Source organism: Pantoea sp. GCM10028869 (assembly GCF_042666835.1).
GTDB classification, from domain to species: Bacteria; Pseudomonadota; Gammaproteobacteria; order Enterobacterales; family Enterobacteriaceae; genus Pantoea; species Pantoea leporis.
Window position 1 is genome coordinate 490,960 of the sequence record NZ_JBHTGO010000003.1, and the last position, 16,587, is coordinate 507,546.

General features: G+C 59.1%; 14 protein-coding genes. 7 read left to right on the forward strand and 7 right to left on the reverse strand.

The annotated features are described in order from the left end of the window. From ACFQW4_RS10120 to ACFQW4_RS10140, 5 genes are read left to right on the forward strand one after another with little or no spacing between them, the layout of a single operon-like run. Positions 1–915 carry an ABC transporter permease gene (locus tag ACFQW4_RS10120; protein ID WP_064738660.1) on the forward strand — a complete coding sequence of 305 codons (915 nt, stop codon included), beginning with the start codon at positions 1–3 and terminating at the stop codon, positions 913–915. Beyond that, entirely contained in the window at positions 912–2,315 is a 1,404-nt protein-coding gene (locus tag ACFQW4_RS10125; protein ID WP_192233829.1) for a M20 family metallopeptidase, read from the forward strand. The genes ACFQW4_RS10120 and ACFQW4_RS10125 overlap by 4 nt, the downstream gene beginning before the upstream one ends. Then, entirely contained in the window at positions 2,315–3,313 is a 999-nt protein-coding gene (locus tag ACFQW4_RS10130) for a 1-aminocyclopropane-1-carboxylate deaminase/D-cysteine desulfhydrase (RefSeq protein ID WP_377725121.1), read from the forward strand. The genes ACFQW4_RS10125 and ACFQW4_RS10130 overlap by 1 nt, the downstream gene beginning before the upstream one ends. Further along, positions 3,313–4,296 carry an ornithine cyclodeaminase gene (locus tag ACFQW4_RS10135; RefSeq protein ID WP_377725122.1) on the forward strand — a complete coding sequence of 328 codons (984 nt, stop codon included), beginning with the start codon at positions 3,313–3,315 and terminating at the stop codon, positions 4,294–4,296. Before ACFQW4_RS10130 ends, ACFQW4_RS10135 begins: the two co-directional genes overlap by 1 nt. Further along, the gene (locus tag ACFQW4_RS10140; protein WP_377725124.1) at positions 4,286–5,104 is read left to right on the forward strand and encodes a sulfurtransferase; all 819 of its coding nucleotides are present in this window, start codon (positions 4,286–4,288) and stop codon (positions 5,102–5,104) included. The genes ACFQW4_RS10135 and ACFQW4_RS10140 overlap by 11 nt, the downstream gene beginning before the upstream one ends. Here the strand turns inward: ACFQW4_RS10140 and ACFQW4_RS10145 are convergent. The 7 genes from ACFQW4_RS10145 to ACFQW4_RS10175 form a co-directional block, all read right to left on the reverse strand. Continuing rightward, positions 5,090–6,697 (reverse strand): dipeptide ABC transporter ATP-binding protein, encoded by a 1,608-nt coding sequence (locus ACFQW4_RS10145; protein ID WP_377725126.1) that lies wholly within the window; start codon positions 6,695–6,697, stop codon positions 5,090–5,092. The two genes, ACFQW4_RS10140 and ACFQW4_RS10145, sit on opposite strands and share 15 nt — an antisense overlap. A 181-nt stretch (positions 6,698–6,878) precedes the next feature. Continuing rightward, a complete protein-coding gene (locus tag ACFQW4_RS10150; protein ID WP_008104043.1) occupies positions 6,879–7,853 on the reverse strand; it encodes a sugar-binding transcriptional regulator in 975 nt (324 codons plus the stop codon). A gap of 230 nt (positions 7,854–8,083) precedes the next feature. Then, entirely contained in the window at positions 8,084–8,941 is an 858-nt protein-coding gene (locus tag ACFQW4_RS10155) for a phosphogluconate dehydrogenase C-terminal domain-containing protein (RefSeq protein ID WP_377725129.1), read from the reverse strand. A 4-nt stretch (positions 8,942–8,945) separates the two neighbouring features. After that, the gene (locus ACFQW4_RS10160) at positions 8,946–9,755 is read right to left on the reverse strand and encodes a sugar phosphate isomerase/epimerase (protein WP_101764428.1); all 810 of its coding nucleotides are present in this window, start codon (positions 9,753–9,755) and stop codon (positions 8,946–8,948) included. Then, positions 9,755–10,528 carry a triose-phosphate isomerase family protein gene (locus ACFQW4_RS10165; protein ID WP_101764429.1) on the reverse strand — a complete coding sequence of 258 codons (774 nt, stop codon included), beginning with the start codon at positions 10,526–10,528 and terminating at the stop codon, positions 9,755–9,757. Before ACFQW4_RS10165 ends, ACFQW4_RS10160 begins: the two co-directional genes overlap by 1 nt. 3 nt (positions 10,529–10,531) lie before the next feature. Continuing rightward, positions 10,532–12,277, reverse strand: a complete 1,746-nt coding sequence (locus ACFQW4_RS10170) for a dihydroxyacetone kinase family protein (RefSeq protein ID WP_280172820.1) — start codon at positions 12,275–12,277, stop codon at positions 10,532–10,534. Position 12,278: 1 nt separating this feature from the next. Next, entirely contained in the window at positions 12,279–13,613 is a 1,335-nt protein-coding gene (locus ACFQW4_RS10175; RefSeq protein ID WP_101764431.1) for an MFS transporter, read from the reverse strand. Positions 13,614–14,059: 446 nt separating this feature from the next. Here ACFQW4_RS10175 and ACFQW4_RS10180 point away from each other — a divergent pair, with 446 nt between their 5' ends. Together ACFQW4_RS10180 and tkt are read left to right on the forward strand one after the other, a co-directional pair. After that, a complete protein-coding gene (locus ACFQW4_RS10180) occupies positions 14,060–14,518 on the forward strand; it encodes an RpiB/LacA/LacB family sugar-phosphate isomerase (protein ID WP_101764432.1) in 459 nt (152 codons plus the stop codon). Positions 14,519–14,547: 29 nt separating this feature from the next. Then, positions 14,548–16,539 (forward strand): transketolase, encoded by a 1,992-nt coding sequence (gene tkt, locus ACFQW4_RS10185; RefSeq protein WP_101764433.1) that lies wholly within the window; start codon positions 14,548–14,550, stop codon positions 16,537–16,539. The last annotated feature ends 48 nt before the right edge of the window (positions 16,540–16,587 follow it).

Sequence of the window (16,587 nt, forward strand, 5' to 3'; positions counted from 1 at the left end):
ATGCTGAACATTCTGCTCAATCGCCTTGGCCAATCGGTATTAGTGCTGCTCGGCGTGTCGCTGCTGATTTTCTTTAGCCTGCACATGACGGGCGATCCGGCGGCGCTGATGATGCCGCCCGGCTCCAGCCAGCAGGAGATCGCTACTTTTCGTCATAGCATGGGCTTTGATCGTCCGCTGCTGTGGCAATACAGCCACTATCTTGGCGGCGTGCTGCACGGGGATTTTGGTGAATCGCTGCGCTACAGCCAGCCGGTATTGGCGTTGATTGCCGAACGTCTGCCGGCGACGGCGCTGCTGGCGGTGAGTGCGCTGGCATGGAGTTCGCTGCTCGGTCTGCTGCTCGGCATTATCAGCGCCCTGAGACCGCACAGCCTGTGGGATTTGTTATGTCGCCTGCTGGCCTTCTCCGGCCAGGCGATTCCGGTGTTCTGGCTCGGGCTGCTGCTGATTCTGCTATTCAGCCTGAAGTTACAGTGGCTGCCCTCCAGCGGTTACGGCACTTTCGCCGCGCTGGTGATGCCGGCGCTCAGTCTGGGTGCGTTTTACATGAGCGCCGTGGCCCGCCTGACGCGCGCCAGCCTGCTGGATGTGCTGCAACAGGATTATATCCGCACCGCGCGCGCCAAAGGGCTCAGCGCCTGGCGCATCGTGGTACGCCACGGTTTGCGTAACGCACTGATTCCGGTGATCACCGTGCAAGGCATGTATTTCGCCTCGTTGCTTGGCGGCGCACTGGTGACTGAGATTATTTTTGCCTGGCCGGGCATTGGTCGTCTGGCGATTCAGGCGATTCAAAACCGCGATTTCCCGCTGGTGCAGGCGATTGTGTTGCTCGCCGCCGTGGTGTTTGTGGCGATCAATTTGCTGATCGACCTGCTCTATCTGGTGCTGAACCCGAGGATTCGTTTATGAGTCGCCTTGACGCCACGCTTGAACTGCTGAGTGAACTGACGCGCTGGCCAAGCGTAGCCGGTCAGTTATCCTCGCAGCGCGGGTTGGCCGCCTGGCTGGAACAGTGGATGGTGGCGCAGCTGAATGCCGCGATCGTCTATCCGGTGGCGTCTCAAACCGATGATGTCCCGCCGCTGGTCCATGTACGCATCGATAACGGCAGCAGCAAAACCGTGGTGCTGTACAACATGTATGACGTAATGCCTGCGGATGATGCCGGCTGGGATGTGCCGCCGTTTGTCGGTGGCGTGTGTCACTGGGACGATCTCGGCGCGGTATTTGTCGGACGCGGTGCAGAGAACAATAAAGGCCCGGTCGCCGCCCTGCTGATTCTGCTACGCGAACTACAGCAGAGCCAGCAGCTCGATTTTAATATCGAAATCCTGCTTGAAGGCGAAGAGGAAGTGGGCAGCGGCGCGCTTCGGCGTTATCTGGCGCAACAGCCTTGCCCAATTGCTCCCGCTGAAGCCGTGCTGTTTCCGTCACTGTGCGAATACGGTGGCGGCGCACCGCGCGTCTATCTCGGCTTTACCGGACTGGCCAGCGGACGCCTCAGCGTCACCGGCGGCGCATGGGGCGGACCGTCCTCCGCGATTCATGCCAGCAATGCCGGTTGGATCGCCAATCCGGCGTGGCGTTTAGTACAGGCATTAGATGCCATCGCGCCAGCAGAACACAGCGGCGTATTGGCGTGTCACGCCACGGACGATGAGGCGAATCAATTATTGGCGACCTTAGCCGCCGAATTCAGCATCGATGACGAACTGCAGTTCCGACGCAGTCAGCGCCTGATGATCGCCGGCGATACGCTGAGCTGCCTGCAAACGCTGCTTGGCAGCGCGGTCTTGACGCTGGCAGAACTGCACAGCGATCCGCCAGGCGGACGCGGCGTCATCCCGTTCCGTGCCAGCGCGGAACTGGCGTTTCGCATCCCGCCGGGTTTCGATCAGGACGCGATGATTGCCGACGTGCAGCAGCGGCTGGCACAAGCCGATTTAGCCGGCAGCGAGCTGCACCTGTTTGATCGCTATCCCGGCGTGCGCTTTAGTCGCAGCGCCAGCGGCGTCGATGCCCTAATCGCCAGCTATCAAACGCTGGGCGCGGCACCGCAAATCTGGCCGTGGGCGCCGGGCTGTGCGCCCGCCTACGCTTTCGCGGCCGTCGCGCCCGCTTTTTTGATTGGCGGATTAGGCCACGGCGGCAACGCGCACGCCGTCAATGAGTTTGTCACGCTGGCGGGACTCGAACGCTTCCAGCAATCCATGAGCCTGTGGCTCAACGCATTCAATGATTCGGCCATTGGCCGGGTCGCGCCACACCAGGGAAACACCGCAGTACACAAAAATAAAGGTAGTAAATAATGAAATCAGTAGAAGAGTTTGAACGCGTTCCGCTCGGCTTCTTCCCCACTCCTCACGAGCCGCTGCCGCGGCTCAGTGAGGCACTTGGGATTACGCTGACGATCAAACGTGATGACTACAGTGGCTTCGGCGGCGGCGGCAACAAAGTCCGCAAGCTGGAGTATCTGATTGCGGAGGCCTGCAAAACAGGCGTGAATGTGGTGATCACCACCGGCGGGCATCAGTCGAACCACGCCCGCATGGTGGCTGCCGCCGCACGCAAGTTTGGTATGCGTCCGGTGCTGGTGCTGCGGGGCAATCCGCCCGCAAGCTGGCAGGGTAATCTGCTGCTGGATAAGCTGTTCGGGGCCGAGGTGCAGTTCCTCGATCCCGACGGCTATTTCAGCCAGATTGAAGGTGCGATGCAGGCGCACGCGGATGCGGCTCTCGCGCAAGGTGAAACCCCCATGATTATTCCGCTGGGTGGCGCAACGCCACTCGGCGCATTGGGTTATGTACGCGCAGTGGAAGAGTTAGCGGCGCAGCTGGCACCCAGCCAGATGCCCGCACCCGATTTCATCGTCGCGCCCACCGGTTCCGGCGGCACGCTGGCGGGATTGCATGTGGGCACGCGTCGCTATTGGCCCAATACTAAGGTGATTGGCGTGAGCGTCAGCGCCAAAGCCGACTGGTTCCAGCCACGCATTGCCGGCATGGCGCAAGATTGTGCCGATCTGCTGCAATGGCCGCAGCAGTGGCAGCCGGAGGATATCTGGATTGAGGATGGTTATGTCGGTCAGGCGTACGGCGTGCCATCGGACGGCGGCATCGCTGCCATCTATCAACTCGCCCAACAGGAAGGCGTGCTGCTGGATCCGGTTTACACCGGTAAAGCGATGCACGGCCTGTTCTCGCTGGTCGAACAGGGGCGCATTCCGCAAGGATCGCGCGTGACCTTCGTGCATTGTGGCGGTTCTCCGGCGCTCTATCCCTTCGCCGATCGCCTGCTGGAGCAGTAATGGAAGCCTTATTGCGTGTACTGGATGAAGCCACCGTCGCGCAATTAGGCGGCGGGGATATCGCTTTGGCGCTGGAAGACGTCAAAGCGGTGATTCAGCTGATGCGTCTTGGCGAAGCGCAGATGCCCGCTGAAAATCACATCGATCTCGGTACGCCGCTCGGTAAAGCTTATGCCTTACCGGCGCGCGTTGGCGGCAGCTACAATGCCGCAGGCGTGAAGTGGACGGCACATCGTCCACAGCGACCAGATGCGTTGCCCGCCGCCCTAGCCTTGACCCTGATTAACGATGCGCAGAGCGGCATTCCGCGCGGCTTGCTGGCCAGCGGGGCACTCACCGCGGCGCGCACTGCGGCGGTGAGCGCACTGGCGTTACAGCTGGCCGCACCGCGTCCGGTAAAGCGCGTGCTGCTGCTCGGCGCCGGTTTACATGCTCAGGCGCATCTGCGCATGCTGCAGCAGCTGTTTCCGCAGCTGGAACAGATTGGCGTGTGGAATCGCTCCCCTTTTAAACTCAGTGCGTTGCGCGAAGTGCAGATCGAAACCGATCTGCCGCTCGCTCTGGCGCAGCCTTATGACGCCGTGCTGACCTGTACCAGCGCCGACCAGCCGATTGTCGACGCCGCAGCGGTACGTCCCGGTAGGATCATTGTGCAGGTCGGTTATCACGAAGTGAGTTTTGCCGCCATCAAAGCCAGCAGCAAGGTGGTGGTGGATGCGTGGGGCGATTTTGCCCAGCGCAGCGCCAAAAGCCTGTTCCAGATGTTCCGCGCCGGGGAGTTTGCTGAACAGGATGTGGCGGCCGATCTCGCCGCGCTGCTGCTGGATCACTGGCGTCCACAGCCCGATGACAGCGTCTATTTCTCCTCATTTGGCCTCAACGTGTTTGATATCGCCCTCGCCGCCCGCGTGTTACAGGCCGCTGAGCACGACGAGCTCGGTTCGTTGCAGTCGCTGTTTTCAGGAGTCCTGCATGATCATTGATGTGCTTTCACTGCATCAGCGCCAGGCGCACGGCGAAGCGTTTCTGCTGATCGATGTCCGCGAATTTGCCGACTGGCAACGCGCCACCTTGCCTGGCGCGCAGCACTGTAACGTCTACGACTATTTTATTGAGGATTGCAGCGAGGCAGGTTTAGCGGTGATGGCAGCCGAAGCCGCCACCGCGCTGCAGCCGATGTTTACCGCGTATCCCAACGCCACGCCGGTGTTTTTTGAGCAGCAGGTTGGCATGCGTTCACCGCGCGGCGCCTGGTTCGCATGGCTGCTCAAGCGTGATGATGCGCTGATTCTGGATGGCGGCGTCGATGCCTGGATTGCGGCAGGCTATGAGCTCGCGCCGGGATTGGGATTAAGCCGTACCGTGGCGCATCCACCGGCAGCCAACGCACCCGCGTGGAATCGCGAGCTGGTGTGCAGCCGTGAACAGGTACTAGCAGCGGATGGCGTGGCGGTGATCAACGTGGATGCCCGTCGCCCCAGCGAGTTTGACGGCAGCTTTGCGCATGCCTGCTGTCAGCGCGCGGGACGGATTCCACATTCTCAGCTGCTGTTCTGGGAAGATGTCATCGCCAGCGGCCATTTCTTATCAGCGCCGCAGATTGCCGCACGCGCCGAGGCGGCAGGACTGAGTAAAAACGCGAAGTTGCAGGTTTATTGCCATCGTGGTGCCCGCGCCGCCACGGTGTTGGCGGCGTTAAAACTGGCGGGCTATCCCCATGTTTCGGTGTATGTCGGTTCCTGGCACGAATGGGCCGAACATCACGAACTGCCGCTGTTACACGGCGGCTGATCGCAGCGCCAGCGCCTGCTGCACGTCGGGCGCAGCGGCGAGCAACTGGCGGGTGTAATTGTCCTGTGGATGGTTAATCACGCTGGCGGTTGCGCCGGACTCCACAATCCTGCCGTGATACATCACCACCACGCGGTCGCACAACTGACGCACCGCGCCGAGATCGTGGCTGATAAACAGCACCGATAATCCCAGCTTGTGGCGCAGCGTATTAAACAGCGCCAGAATCTGCCCGCGCACCGATAAATCCAGCGCCGCTACCGCTTCATCCGCCACCAGCAGCTTCGGCTCCATCGCCAGCGCGCGTGCAATGGCAATACGCTGACGCTGGCCGCCCGAGAACACGCCCGGCAGACGGGTGGCATGTTCGGCTTTCAATCCCACCAACGCCAGCAGCTCTTTGACTCGCGCATCCACCGCCGCGCCTTTGCGCAGTTGCCAGACGCGCAGCGGTTCGGCGATCTGCTCACCAACCGGGATTTTCGGATTCAGGCTGGCATAAGGATCCTGGAAAATAATCTGCGTGTGGCGACGTAAGCTATGCAGCTGACGTCCTTGCAAATGCTGCCCCTGAAAATGCACTTCGCCGCCATCCGCCGTAATCAGGCCAATCGCCGCGCTGCCCAATGTGGTTTTACCGGAGCCGGATTCGCCAATCAGTCCGACAATTTCGCCCTGCGCAATCGACAGATTCGCCGGATGCAACACGGTTTGCCGTTTGGCCGGCCACAGCGGCATGCGGCGCGGCAGCGGATAGCTTTTACTGATGTCGCGCAGCACCAGCAGCGGCGGCTGTGCAACCGGCGCAGTCGCCTCGGGGATTTGCGCTGCCGAAGCAGCAATCAATTTGCGCGTGTAAGGATGCGTTGGCGCGCCGAGCGTACTCAGTACCGCGCCCTGCTCAACCAGCTGCCCTTGCTGCATCACGCAGACGCGGTCGGCGTAGCGCGCCACCACCGAGAGATCGTGGGTGATCAACAAGATCCCCATGCCCATCTCCTGCTGCAACTCCTGCAACAGTGCCAGAATCTGCGCCTGAATAGTCACGTCCAGCGCGGTGGTCGGCTCATCGGCAATCAATAACTCCGGCTGACCGCTAATGGCGCTGGCGATCATCACCCGTTGCCGCATGCCACCCGACAGCTGATGAATATACTGCCGCGCGCGCTGCGCTGGATTGACGATGCCGACGCGATCCAGCAGCGCTATCGCTTCCTGCTGCGCCTGTTTCCAGCCAAACTGACGATGCCGCACCAGCACTTCGGCAATCTGTTCACCAATACGCAGCGTGGGATTCATGCTGGTCATCGGCTCCTGAAACACCGTGGCGATGCGGCAACCACGCAATTGCTGGGTTGTGCGCGCATCCAGCGGCTCGCCATTGAACACCACGCGGCCGCCACTCTGCTGCACGCCCGCCGGCAACAAACTCATCAGCGCCAGCGAGGTCAAGGTTTTGCCAGATCCCGATTCGCCAACTAACGCCAGGATTTCCTTGCGATCGAGATGAAAAGAGATGTTATCCACCAGCAAGCGCTGATCGTGAGTGTGCAGCGAGAGATTTTCAACCGAGAGCAAGCGCGCGTTAGTCATCAGGCAGGGATTCTCAACAAAGAAAAATACATGATATATCCTGAACATAGCACGAACAAGACCGTTAAGTTATGGCACTGCGCGTGGCGGAATAAGGCTGTACGCCAGGTTTAAAATACGCCGTATTAACGGCGATGATCGCCGTTGATGACCTAATGAATAAACGCAGTGAACCGTTTAACTAAACTTTCTCCTGCGACAAACTCAGAATGGTGCGGATGTTCTGCGCGGTGGTGGCGATAATATCAATCGCGCCAGTGCGCAGTGCGCCGAGGATCGCCATCGCTTTGGTATTTTCCGCGGCAATGGCAATCACGCAGGGAATCTTGCGTAGTTCATCAATGCTCAGCCCAATGACGCGATCGTTCATCACGGTATCCACGTGCTGGCCCTGCGAATTAAAGAAGTCGTAGCCGGCGACATCGCCCGTCACGCCCTGATTAACGCTGGCGTCGATGATTTCGTGCGGTGTGAACCAGCCGAGTTTCACCATATAGCTGTTTTCGTTCATGTCGCCGATGCCCACCAGCGCCACGTCGGCTTTACGCGCGCGGTCCAGCGTCTCTTTGATGGTGCCGTTTTGCATAAACGCATCGCGCAACGCGCGGTTCTCAACATAAGCGGGCGCGTAAAGCGTTTCGCTGATGCCGCCGAACTTCTTCGCCAGACGACGGCTGATATGGTCAGCGTTAATGGCATCACCGGGACGATGCGTGCCGCCAATACCGCTGATAAACAGACAATTACGCGTCGGCACCTGGCCGGGATAATCGGCGACAGCGGCCACGTTGCGTCCTTGCCCAACGGCAACAATGGCGTCGTCTTTCAGCGACTGCGCTAAATGTGACGACACCAGCGCGGCGACCTGACGTCGCTGCTCTTCCTGATCGGGCTGATCGAGCGCTATCAGCGCACGTTGCAGTTGTGGGAAGCGATTTTGCAGCTGTTGTTCGAGGCGGGTGCTGAAGACGGGATGGTAGCGCACGTTGATTTCGACGATGCCCTCTTCGCGTGCGCGTTTGAGCAGCCGGCCGACTTTAATGCGGGAAATACCAAACTTACGCGCAATCTCCTCCTGGGTGATTTCGTCCTGATAATAGGCGACAGCTATTTCCGTCAGCAGCTCGGAGTCCTGAGAAAGCGTGTTTTTTTCCATCCGTAACCTGTCTTATTTGAGATCGTGTATTAATGCCATTCGGTTAAGTACTGATTGCAATAACCGCACCTACTGTAGCGGCGCGATTCATCGCGCAATAAATTGCGCCGCTACAGTAGGTGCGTGCTGTTTGGTCTTAACTGACATGATTACACCAAAGGAAGGAGTTATATCATTGATACGACTCGCTTCGCCAGACCACAGCGCCGCGAGTCGATCGAGCGTCACGCTTAGCGCTTGATGGCGTCGATTTTCAGCATACGGGCAATCACGATATCCAGCTCTTTCTGATCGAAGATCTGTTTCCAGTCAGGTTTCACAATCTTCTCACGACCGTACTCCATGGCGATCATGCAGGCATCCGAGAACGGGTTGGTCGCGCGGAACGCCACGGCGAGCGCGATCTGAATATGGCCGTACAACATCGCTTTAGCCGCTTCTTCCGGCACGCCGCTGTGCTTAACGGTTTCATCCAGCGCCTCTTTCATAAACGCACCCACCATGCAGGCTACGGTTTCCACCAGCGTCGGTTCCAGATACGCCAGCTGCGTCACGGTGACCCAATGCACCTGCTCCACCGGGCCGTACATCACGCTGATCACCTTGCTCAGCTCGGCTTTCTGCTCATCAGAACCGGTTTCATAGGAAGCCGCCACGTGCTGAATCGCCGCGATACCGCCAAAGGCATCGGCATGTTCTTCTTTGGTGTAACGCTCAAGGAATACCGACGGATGGCAAGGATGCGCCACCGCGTATTCAATGCCATCACGATGGGCGATCAGATTGGCGTAGGCCGCCGCCGGATCCAGCGTCAGCAGAATCGCGCCCGGTTTCATCTGTGGCACCACGCCTTCAGACACTTTGCCCAGCACGATATCCGGCACCGCCAGAATCACCACGTCGCTCAATGGCACCACGGAGGCGGCATCAGAAAGTTCGCGCCCCTGCGCGCTCACCTGCTCTTGCGCCTTGAGTGAGTTCTCACAGTAAAACACCTGGTAATCGCTTTTCTGGAAGTTGGCAGAAATACGCATACCCATTTTGCCGCCCGCGCCAATCACGGTGATGGTTTTCAGTTGCACGCTCATGTTGTTACTCCTGATCTTGTTTACTACGTAAGAATTCCACGGTGCGGCGAGTCCATTCGGCTTCTCGCTCGCAGGTTACGGCGGCATCGTCTTGCCACGGCAACCAATGTTCGACGATTTGGTTAATGCCTTTATCCGCCGGGCGCACGCTGGCAATCATCCGGTCGTAATCCAGCAAGCCTTCGCCCATCGGGCAGCCGGCAAAGGTAAAGCCGACCCAGCCATCACGGCGCGTGAAGGCAAAGTCTTTGATGTGCAGATTGCCGACGCGCGCGGCGGTGTTGGCAATCACCTGCTCTGGCAATTCGAGTCCGGCGACACAGTTAGCGGGATCGAGACACACGCCGAGCCACGGCGACAGGAACTTGTTGATCACTGACATCATCGCGCCGCTGTTCACCTGCTCGTATGTCTCCAGACAGAGACGCACCTGCTGGCGGGCAAAATCCGGCAACACCGCGCCAATCAGCTCGGCGGCTTCGTCGAGCGTGGGACGGTGATCGGCGGTGTAGAACATCGAGCGTATGACGCGCGCATCAAGGATTTCCGCCATGTGCAGATAACGACGCAGATGCGCAGTGCCGAGGCCACGCGTGCCGAGTTCCAGCGTGATGCCGAGCGCATCAGCCTGCTGACGCAGCGTCAGCAGTTGTGCGTCAGTCCAGCTTTCAATCGCCGGGTAATCGCAGATTTGAAACACCGACACATCCAGTTCGGCGGTCTGTTGCAGCATCTGCTCCAGCGTCAGCGGATGAGGGACTTTCGATGACATGCGCCAGAAAAAGGCGTAGGTACTGAGTCCAATACGGCTCATTAACGGCGCTCCTGAGCCAGCTCACTGGCTTCATCAATAATTTGTGCCAACGCTTTGGGATCGTGGGCAAAGCGCCCCAGAAACAGGCCATTTACATCCGCGCCAAGGCGCTGAATCAGTCCCGGACCGGCACTGCCGCCGTAAATGATTTTCAGGGTGATGCCGGGCGGCGTGGCGAGTTGCTGCAATCCGGCGCACACGGCGCGGATGTAGCTGTCCGGTGCCGGTTGCGGCGCACCAATCGCCCACTGCGGTTCGTAGGCAAAGAACACCTCGCCCTTTAAGCCTTGCTGCGCTGACTCAGCCAGCGCTTCGGCCAGCTGCTGTTGGCACAGCGCGATTGCCTGCTGCGGTTCTGCCTGCACTTCTTCGCCAATGCACAGCACCGGCGTGATGCCGTGACGCAGCGACATCGCCACTTTGGCAGCAATTTGCACTTTGTCTTCGTGGAAATGACGACGGCGCTCAGCGTGACCAATTTCGGCCAGCGAGCAGCCTAACTCCTGCAACATACTGGCGCTGACTTCGCCGGTCCAGGCTCCGTTCTCAGCCTGGCAAACATCCTGAGCGCCGAAGCGCACCGGCGTGTCAGCGAAGATGGCTGCAACCGCCGGAATCGCCGGATAAGCCGGCAACACAAACAAGCCCACGTCGCCGTTTTTCACCGCAGCATGGTCGGCTAATGCCGCTACATCACGACACCATTGCAAGGTTTGCTGATAGCCGAAGTACATTTTTAAACTGACGCCGAGCCAGATTTTTGGCTGAGACATGCTTCAAGCTCCTTGTTCAGAGGCACTGTGTTCTTTTAGCAGATCGCCGACGGTATTGACGATCAATGCCAGCGAAATGGCTCCGGCATCCGGCGTGCCTACGCTTTTTTCTGCCAGCGGACGCGCACGCCCCATTTTTGGCACCAGCTGCGCGGTGTCCTGCGCAGCTTTATCAGCCACCTGCGCCGCCTTCAGCCAGGCGTCCGTTAACGACGCACCGGCGGCAACCGCCTCATTCAGGCTGTCGCTGAACGGCACCAGCACATCCACCATGGTTTTATCGCCAACGCGCGCTTTACCAAAGTGCATAATGCCTTCTTTTGCTTCACGTACGCCGGTGGCCACACGCTGTGCATCTGGTGTCTGACGATCGCCAAGCGCCGTACCCAATGCAGTGAGCGCCACGCCCCACAACGCGCCGGACGTGCCACCCGCTTTATCCGCCCAGGCATCTGCCGCGCGGCACAGCAAGCTGCCCGCCCCGGCACCGCGCGCAGCGACTTCACGCGCTTTCTCAACCGCGCCCAGCACGCCGCGCTCCATGCCGATACCGTGATCGCCGTCACCGGCCACCGCATCGATATCGCCAAGGCGTTCAGCGTTACGCTGTAACATTCCCGCCACGGATTCGAGTAACTGAAGTACGCGTTTCGCGCTCTCTTGCGATTCCGCGGTGGCTGCTGGCAAGGCTTCTTCCGTGCTTTCAACGCGCTCAGCGGCGCTTAACGGTTCGGCCACCAATACGCTGCCTTTGCGGTACGCTGGCGTATTAGTCGGCGCGCGCCACAAGGTTTCCAGCTGATCGTCCAGCCACATCAGCGTCAGTGACGCACCGGCCATATTGAAGCTGGTGACAAACTCGCCGACGTCCGGCTCAACCACCTGCAGGTTGGCGGCCTCCAGCAGTTGCGCGACGCGACGATAGACAACAAACAGCTCTTCATATTTCACCGAGCCCAGACCGTTGAGGATCACCGCCACGCGCTGACCTTCGGCCTGCGGGATATCGGCTGGCAGTTCATTGAGCAAGCGCTCCACGAAGATCTCGGCCAGCTCATCCGCACTCGGCATGTCGGTCTCTTTGATCCCCGGCTCGCCGTGAATGCCCAGTCCCAGCGCCATGCGCCCTTTTTCCACTTCGAACAGCGGATGCGAAGCGCCCGGCAGGCTGCAACCGGAAAACGCCACGCCAAAGGTACGCGTGCGTTGATTCGCGTGCTGTGCCAGCTGCAGGACCTGTGATAAATCGTGACCCGCTTCAGCCGCGGCGCAGGCGGCTTTGAACACACACAGATCGCCAGCCACACCGCGACGCTTCTCCAGTTCATCTTTACCTGCGCTGGAGATATCGTCGGTCACCGCCAGCACTTCACAGGCAATGCCTTCCGCCCGCAGACGCTCGCACGCCTGGCCGAAGTGCAGCACATCCCCGGCGTAGTTACCGAACATCAGCAACACGCCCGCGCCGTTGTGGGCCGCACGCGCTACGTTGTAGATCTGCTGCGCTGATGGCGAAGCGAATAAGTTACCCATCGCCGCGCCGTGTGCCAGACCTTGTCCAACCAACCCGGCGAACGCCGGATAGTGACCGGACCCGCCGCCCACAATCACCGCCACCGTATTCGGCTGGCTGCGGGTGCTGCGCACCACGCCTCCGGCGACCTGACGGACTTTATCGGCGTTGGCGGCGACAAAGCCTTCGATAAGCTCAGCGGCAAAGGCTGAAGGTTGGTTAAACAGGTACGTCATATTAATGCTCCTGAGCTAAAGAGGTCGGCTGAGACGGCGAGCGACGGCGATTAAGTAACAGCATGAGGAACGCGGACAGCAGCATGAATCCACCCACCACAAACATCGGCAAGGCGTAGCTGTTGGTGGCGTCATGCAGCGCGCCGGTGATGTAGCCCGCGGAGAAGCCCGCTACGTTTCCTAAGGTGTTGATCAAGGCAATGGCTGCGGCGGCAGACGCGCCGGTCAGGAACTGCGTGGGTAAGGTCCAGAAATTCGGCAGTGCAGCGAAGATGGAGCTGGCGGTGATCGCAATCACCATAATGGTGGTGAACGGCGAATCCATATACAGCGCCAGCGGCACGCTGATGCCGCCTGCCAGCGCTGGAATGGCGATATGCCAGGTTTTGCAACCGCGACGCGTGGCATCTTTCGACCAGAAGAACATCACCACCGCCGCAATCAGATACGGCACGCCGGTAATCAGCCCTTTCTGCATCACGTTAAAAGTGGTACCGAACTGCTGCTGGAAGCCCGCGATAATGGTTGGCAGGAAAAACGCCAGCGCATACAGGCCATAAATAAAGCCGAAGTAAATCAGGCACAGCATCCAGACGCGGCCGTTGCCCATCACCGAGCGCAGGCTGTGTTTTTGATGGCCCTGCTTCTGTTGATGCTCGGCTTCCAGTTCGGTGGTCAGCCAGGTTTTCTCTTCGGCGGTCAGCCACTTGGCCTGACGCGGCGAATCCACCAACCAGAACAGCGCGACGATACCAATCAGAATCGCGGGAATTGATACGCCCATAAACATCACGCGCCAGCCTTCCATGCCGAACAGGCCGTGCTGCTGAATCAGGGACGCGGCTAATGGCGCACCGAACACCACCGTCAGCGGCTGGGCAAGATAGAACAGCGACAGGATTTTGCTGCGATGACGTCCCGGCACCCACATGCTGAGATAGAGAATCGCGCCTGGGAAGAAGCCAGCTTCGGCGATACCCAGCAGCAAACGCAGCGTATACAAGCCTTCCACACTGCTCACCCAGGTAAACAGCAGCGAGACAATGCCCCAGCTGATCATGATGCGCGCCAGCCAGCGACGCGCGCCGAACTTATGCAGCGCCAGGTTGCTTGGCACTTCCAGCAGAATGTAGCCAATAAAGAAGATGCCCGATGCCAGGCCAAACTGCAGCGCGGTGAGGCCGAGGTCTTGCGTCATGCCGTTGGGGCCGGCAAACGAAATCGCGGTGCGATCGAGGAAGTTGATAAAGAACATCAGCGCCACGAACGGCACTAAGCGCCAGGAGATTTTTCTGATGGTGGATTGTTCCACCGCTGTCATTGATGGTTGGTTCATAACGCACCTCCACGACGTGCGTGAGTGATCATTTCTTGATGTGGTGTTGACCAATCGCCAAACAGGCGCTGGCTGCAGGAGTACTGAGAGGTACGGTGTAAATGACACATGTTCGAGTCCTCGATGGGTCTTCTTGTACATTGGTATAGTCATGCGAACATATGAACACTACACGGATAATTGTGCATCTCTCAACTGCAACACGCGAAAGTGTGAGCGGCTTCATGAGATCGGATTTTGGTCAATTTATCGGATTACTGCGCCCAAAGGGCTCGACACAGGCGGTTTAACAGGGTTTTCTGAGGCATTCAGGCGCGATCCTGAAGGCAATTCATATGAACAACCATTGAACATATGATTGATTTTGTGGCAGGCTAACTATGAACATCTTCTCGCCTGCTGAACAAACGTGCAGGCGTCATTGCACACCCTGCTGGAGAACGACGATGAAAACTATCGCAATTGGCGCCGATGATGCGGCTATCGAATTGAAAAATGTGATTAAAAAGCTGCTGGAAGAGAAAGAGTATGTGGTGACGGATTACACCAATGACGCGCAAAACGACCGTCCGATGTATCCGGATGTGGCATTTGCGCTCGCCACCGCTATCCAGAAGAACGAATTTGAGCGCGGCATTCTGCTGTGCGGCACCGGCATCGGCGTGGCGATTGTCGCCAACAAGGTGGAAGGCGTGCGCGCGGCGCAGTGTCATGACACCTTCTCTGCTGAGCGTGCTCGCAAGAGCAACAACGCGCAGATCATGACCATGGGCGCGCGCGTCATCGGGCCTGAGCTGGCGAAGAACATCGTGAATGCCTGGCTGGCATCGGAATTTGAAGGTGGCGGCTCAACCGCCAAAGTAGACAAGATCGGTTACTACGAACAAGTATCCCACGCTAAATAAGCGCCGACGTCGCACCTCTGGAGAACCTTATGTCTACACGCCGGGAAAGAGCCAACGCCATCCGCGCTTTGAGTATGGATGGCGTACAACAAGCCAATTCGGGACATCCGGGCGCCCCGCTGGGCATGGCGGATATCGCTGAAGTGTTGTGGCTCGACTTTTTGCAGCACAATCCACGCAATCCTCACTGGGCTAACCGCGACCGCTTCGTATTATCGAACGGTCACGGCTCAATGCTTATCTACAGCCTGTTGCACCTGAGCGGTTACGATTTGCCGCTCAGCGAATTAAAAAATTTTCGTCAGCTGCACTCCAAAACGCCGGGCCATCCGGAATATGGCTACACGCCGGGCGTTGAAACCACTACCGGCCCGCTGGGTCAGGGCATCGCTAACGCAGTCGGTTTTGCCATTGCCGAGCGTACGCTGGCAGCGCAGTTCAACCGTCCGGGTCATGACATCGTAGACCATAATACCTACGTGTTTATGGGCGACGGCTGCATGATGGAAGGCATCTCACACGAAGTCTGCTCCATCGCCGGCACCCTGAAGCTGGGCAAACTGGTTGCCTTCTACGATGACAACGGCATCTCCATCGACGGTCACGTTGACGGCTGGTTCACCGACGATACCGCCAAACGTTTTGAAGCCTACGGCTGGCACGTGGTGCGCGGCGTGGACGGTCACGATGCGGACGCGATTAAAAAAGCGGTGGAAGAGGCCAAAGCGGTTTCCGACAAGCCTTCGCTGCTGATGTGCAAAACCGTGATTGGCTTCGGTTCGCCGAATAAAGCCGGTACGCACGACTCGCACGGCGCGCCGCTGGGTGCCGATGAAATCGCGCTGACCCGCAAGCAGCTCGGCTGGAACCACGGTCCGTTTGAAATCCCTTCAGACATCTACGCGCAGTGGGATGCCAAAGAAGCCGGCCAGGCGAAGGAGTCCGCGTGGGACCAGAAGTTTGCCGCCTACGCCGCCGCGCATCCGGAGCTGGCTGCCGAGTTTAAGCGCCGCGTCAACAACGAGCTGCCGGCGAACTGGGCCAGCGAGTCGCAGAAGTTCATCGAGCAGCTGCAGGCCAGTCCGGCGAAAATTGCCAGCCGTAAAGCCTCGCAGAACGCCATTGAAGCCTTCGGTAAAATCCTGCCGGAATATCTGGGCGGCTCCGCTGACCTGGCGCCAAGCAACCTGACTATGTGGTCTGGTTCTAAGCCAATCAACGAAGACGCGGCGGGCAACTACATCCATTACGGCGTGCGCGAATTCGGTATGACCGCCATCGCCAACGGTATCGCGCTGCACGGCGGCTTCCTGCCGTACACCGCCACCTTCCTGATGTTCGTCGAGTACGCGCGTAACGCTGCCCGCATGGCCGCGCTGATGAAAATCCGTCAGATCATGGTGTACACCCACGACTCGATTGGTCTGGGCGAAGATGGCCCGACGCACCAGCCGGTTGAGCAGATGGCCAGCCTGCGCGTGACGCCAAACATGAGCCTGTGGCGCCCGTGTGATCAGGTTGAGTCAGCGGTGGCGTGGAAGTACGCGATTGAACGCGTTGATGGCCCGTCGGCGCTGATCTTCTCGCGTCAGAACCTGGCGCAGCAGGATCGTAGCGCTGAGCAGCTGGCTAACGTGGCGCGCGGCGGTTACGTGCTGAAGGACAGCGAAGGTACGCCAGAGCTGATCCTGATCGCCACCGGTTCAGAAGTGGAGCTGGCGGTGAGCGCTTATGAGCAGCTGACAGCGGAAGGCCGCAAGGTGCGCGTGGTGTCTATGCCATCCACCGACGCCTTCGACAAGCAGGACGCGGCGTACCGTGAATCCGTGCTGCCAAAAGCCGTTGCCGCACGCGTGGCGATTGAAGCGGGTATCGCGGATTACTGGTTCAAATACACCGGCCTGAACGGCGCGATCGTCGGCATGACCACCTTCGGTGAGTCAGCGCCTGCGGATCAGCTGTTCAAAGAGTTTGGTTTTACGGTTGAGAACGTGGTTAACACGGCGAGATCGGTTTTGTGATTTGAGGTCGCTAAATAGCGACCCAACAAAATAAAAGGCGGCTCTGTT

Coding starts and splice junctions, on each gene's coding strand:
- ACFQW4_RS10170 (WP_280172820.1), bottom strand. CDS start 12,277: ATGACGTACCTGTTTAACCAACCTTCAGCCTTTGCCGCTGAGCTTATC.
- ACFQW4_RS10180 (WP_101764432.1), top strand. CDS start 14,060: ATGAAAACTATCGCAATTGGCGCCGATGATGCGGCTATCGAATTGAAA.
- ACFQW4_RS10140 (WP_377725124.1), top strand. CDS start 4,286: ATGATCATTGATGTGCTTTCACTGCATCAGCGCCAGGCGCACGGCGAA.
- ACFQW4_RS10150 (WP_008104043.1), bottom strand. CDS start 7,853: ATGGAAAAAAACACGCTTTCTCAGGACTCCGAGCTGCTGACGGAAATA.
- ACFQW4_RS10135 (WP_377725122.1), top strand. CDS start 3,313: ATGGAAGCCTTATTGCGTGTACTGGATGAAGCCACCGTCGCGCAATTA.
- ACFQW4_RS10155 (WP_377725129.1), bottom strand. CDS start 8,941: ATGAGCGTGCAACTGAAAACCATCACCGTGATTGGCGCGGGCGGCAAA.
- tkt (WP_101764433.1), top strand. CDS start 14,548: ATGTCTACACGCCGGGAAAGAGCCAACGCCATCCGCGCTTTGAGTATG.
- ACFQW4_RS10160 (WP_101764428.1), bottom strand. CDS start 9,755: ATGAGCCGTATTGGACTCAGTACCTACGCCTTTTTCTGGCGCATGTCA.
- ACFQW4_RS10145 (WP_377725126.1), bottom strand. CDS start 6,697: ATGACTAACGCGCGCTTGCTCTCGGTTGAAAATCTCTCGCTGCACACT.
- ACFQW4_RS10175 (WP_101764431.1), bottom strand. CDS start 13,613: ATGAACCAACCATCAATGACAGCGGTGGAACAATCCACCATCAGAAAA.
- ACFQW4_RS10130 (WP_377725121.1), top strand. CDS start 2,315: ATGAAATCAGTAGAAGAGTTTGAACGCGTTCCGCTCGGCTTCTTCCCC.
- ACFQW4_RS10120 (WP_064738660.1), top strand. CDS start 1: ATGCTGAACATTCTGCTCAATCGCCTTGGCCAATCGGTATTAGTGCTG.
- ACFQW4_RS10125 (WP_192233829.1), top strand. CDS start 912: ATGAGTCGCCTTGACGCCACGCTTGAACTGCTGAGTGAACTGACGCGC.
- ACFQW4_RS10165 (WP_101764429.1), bottom strand. CDS start 10,528: ATGTCTCAGCCAAAAATCTGGCTCGGCGTCAGTTTAAAAATGTACTTC.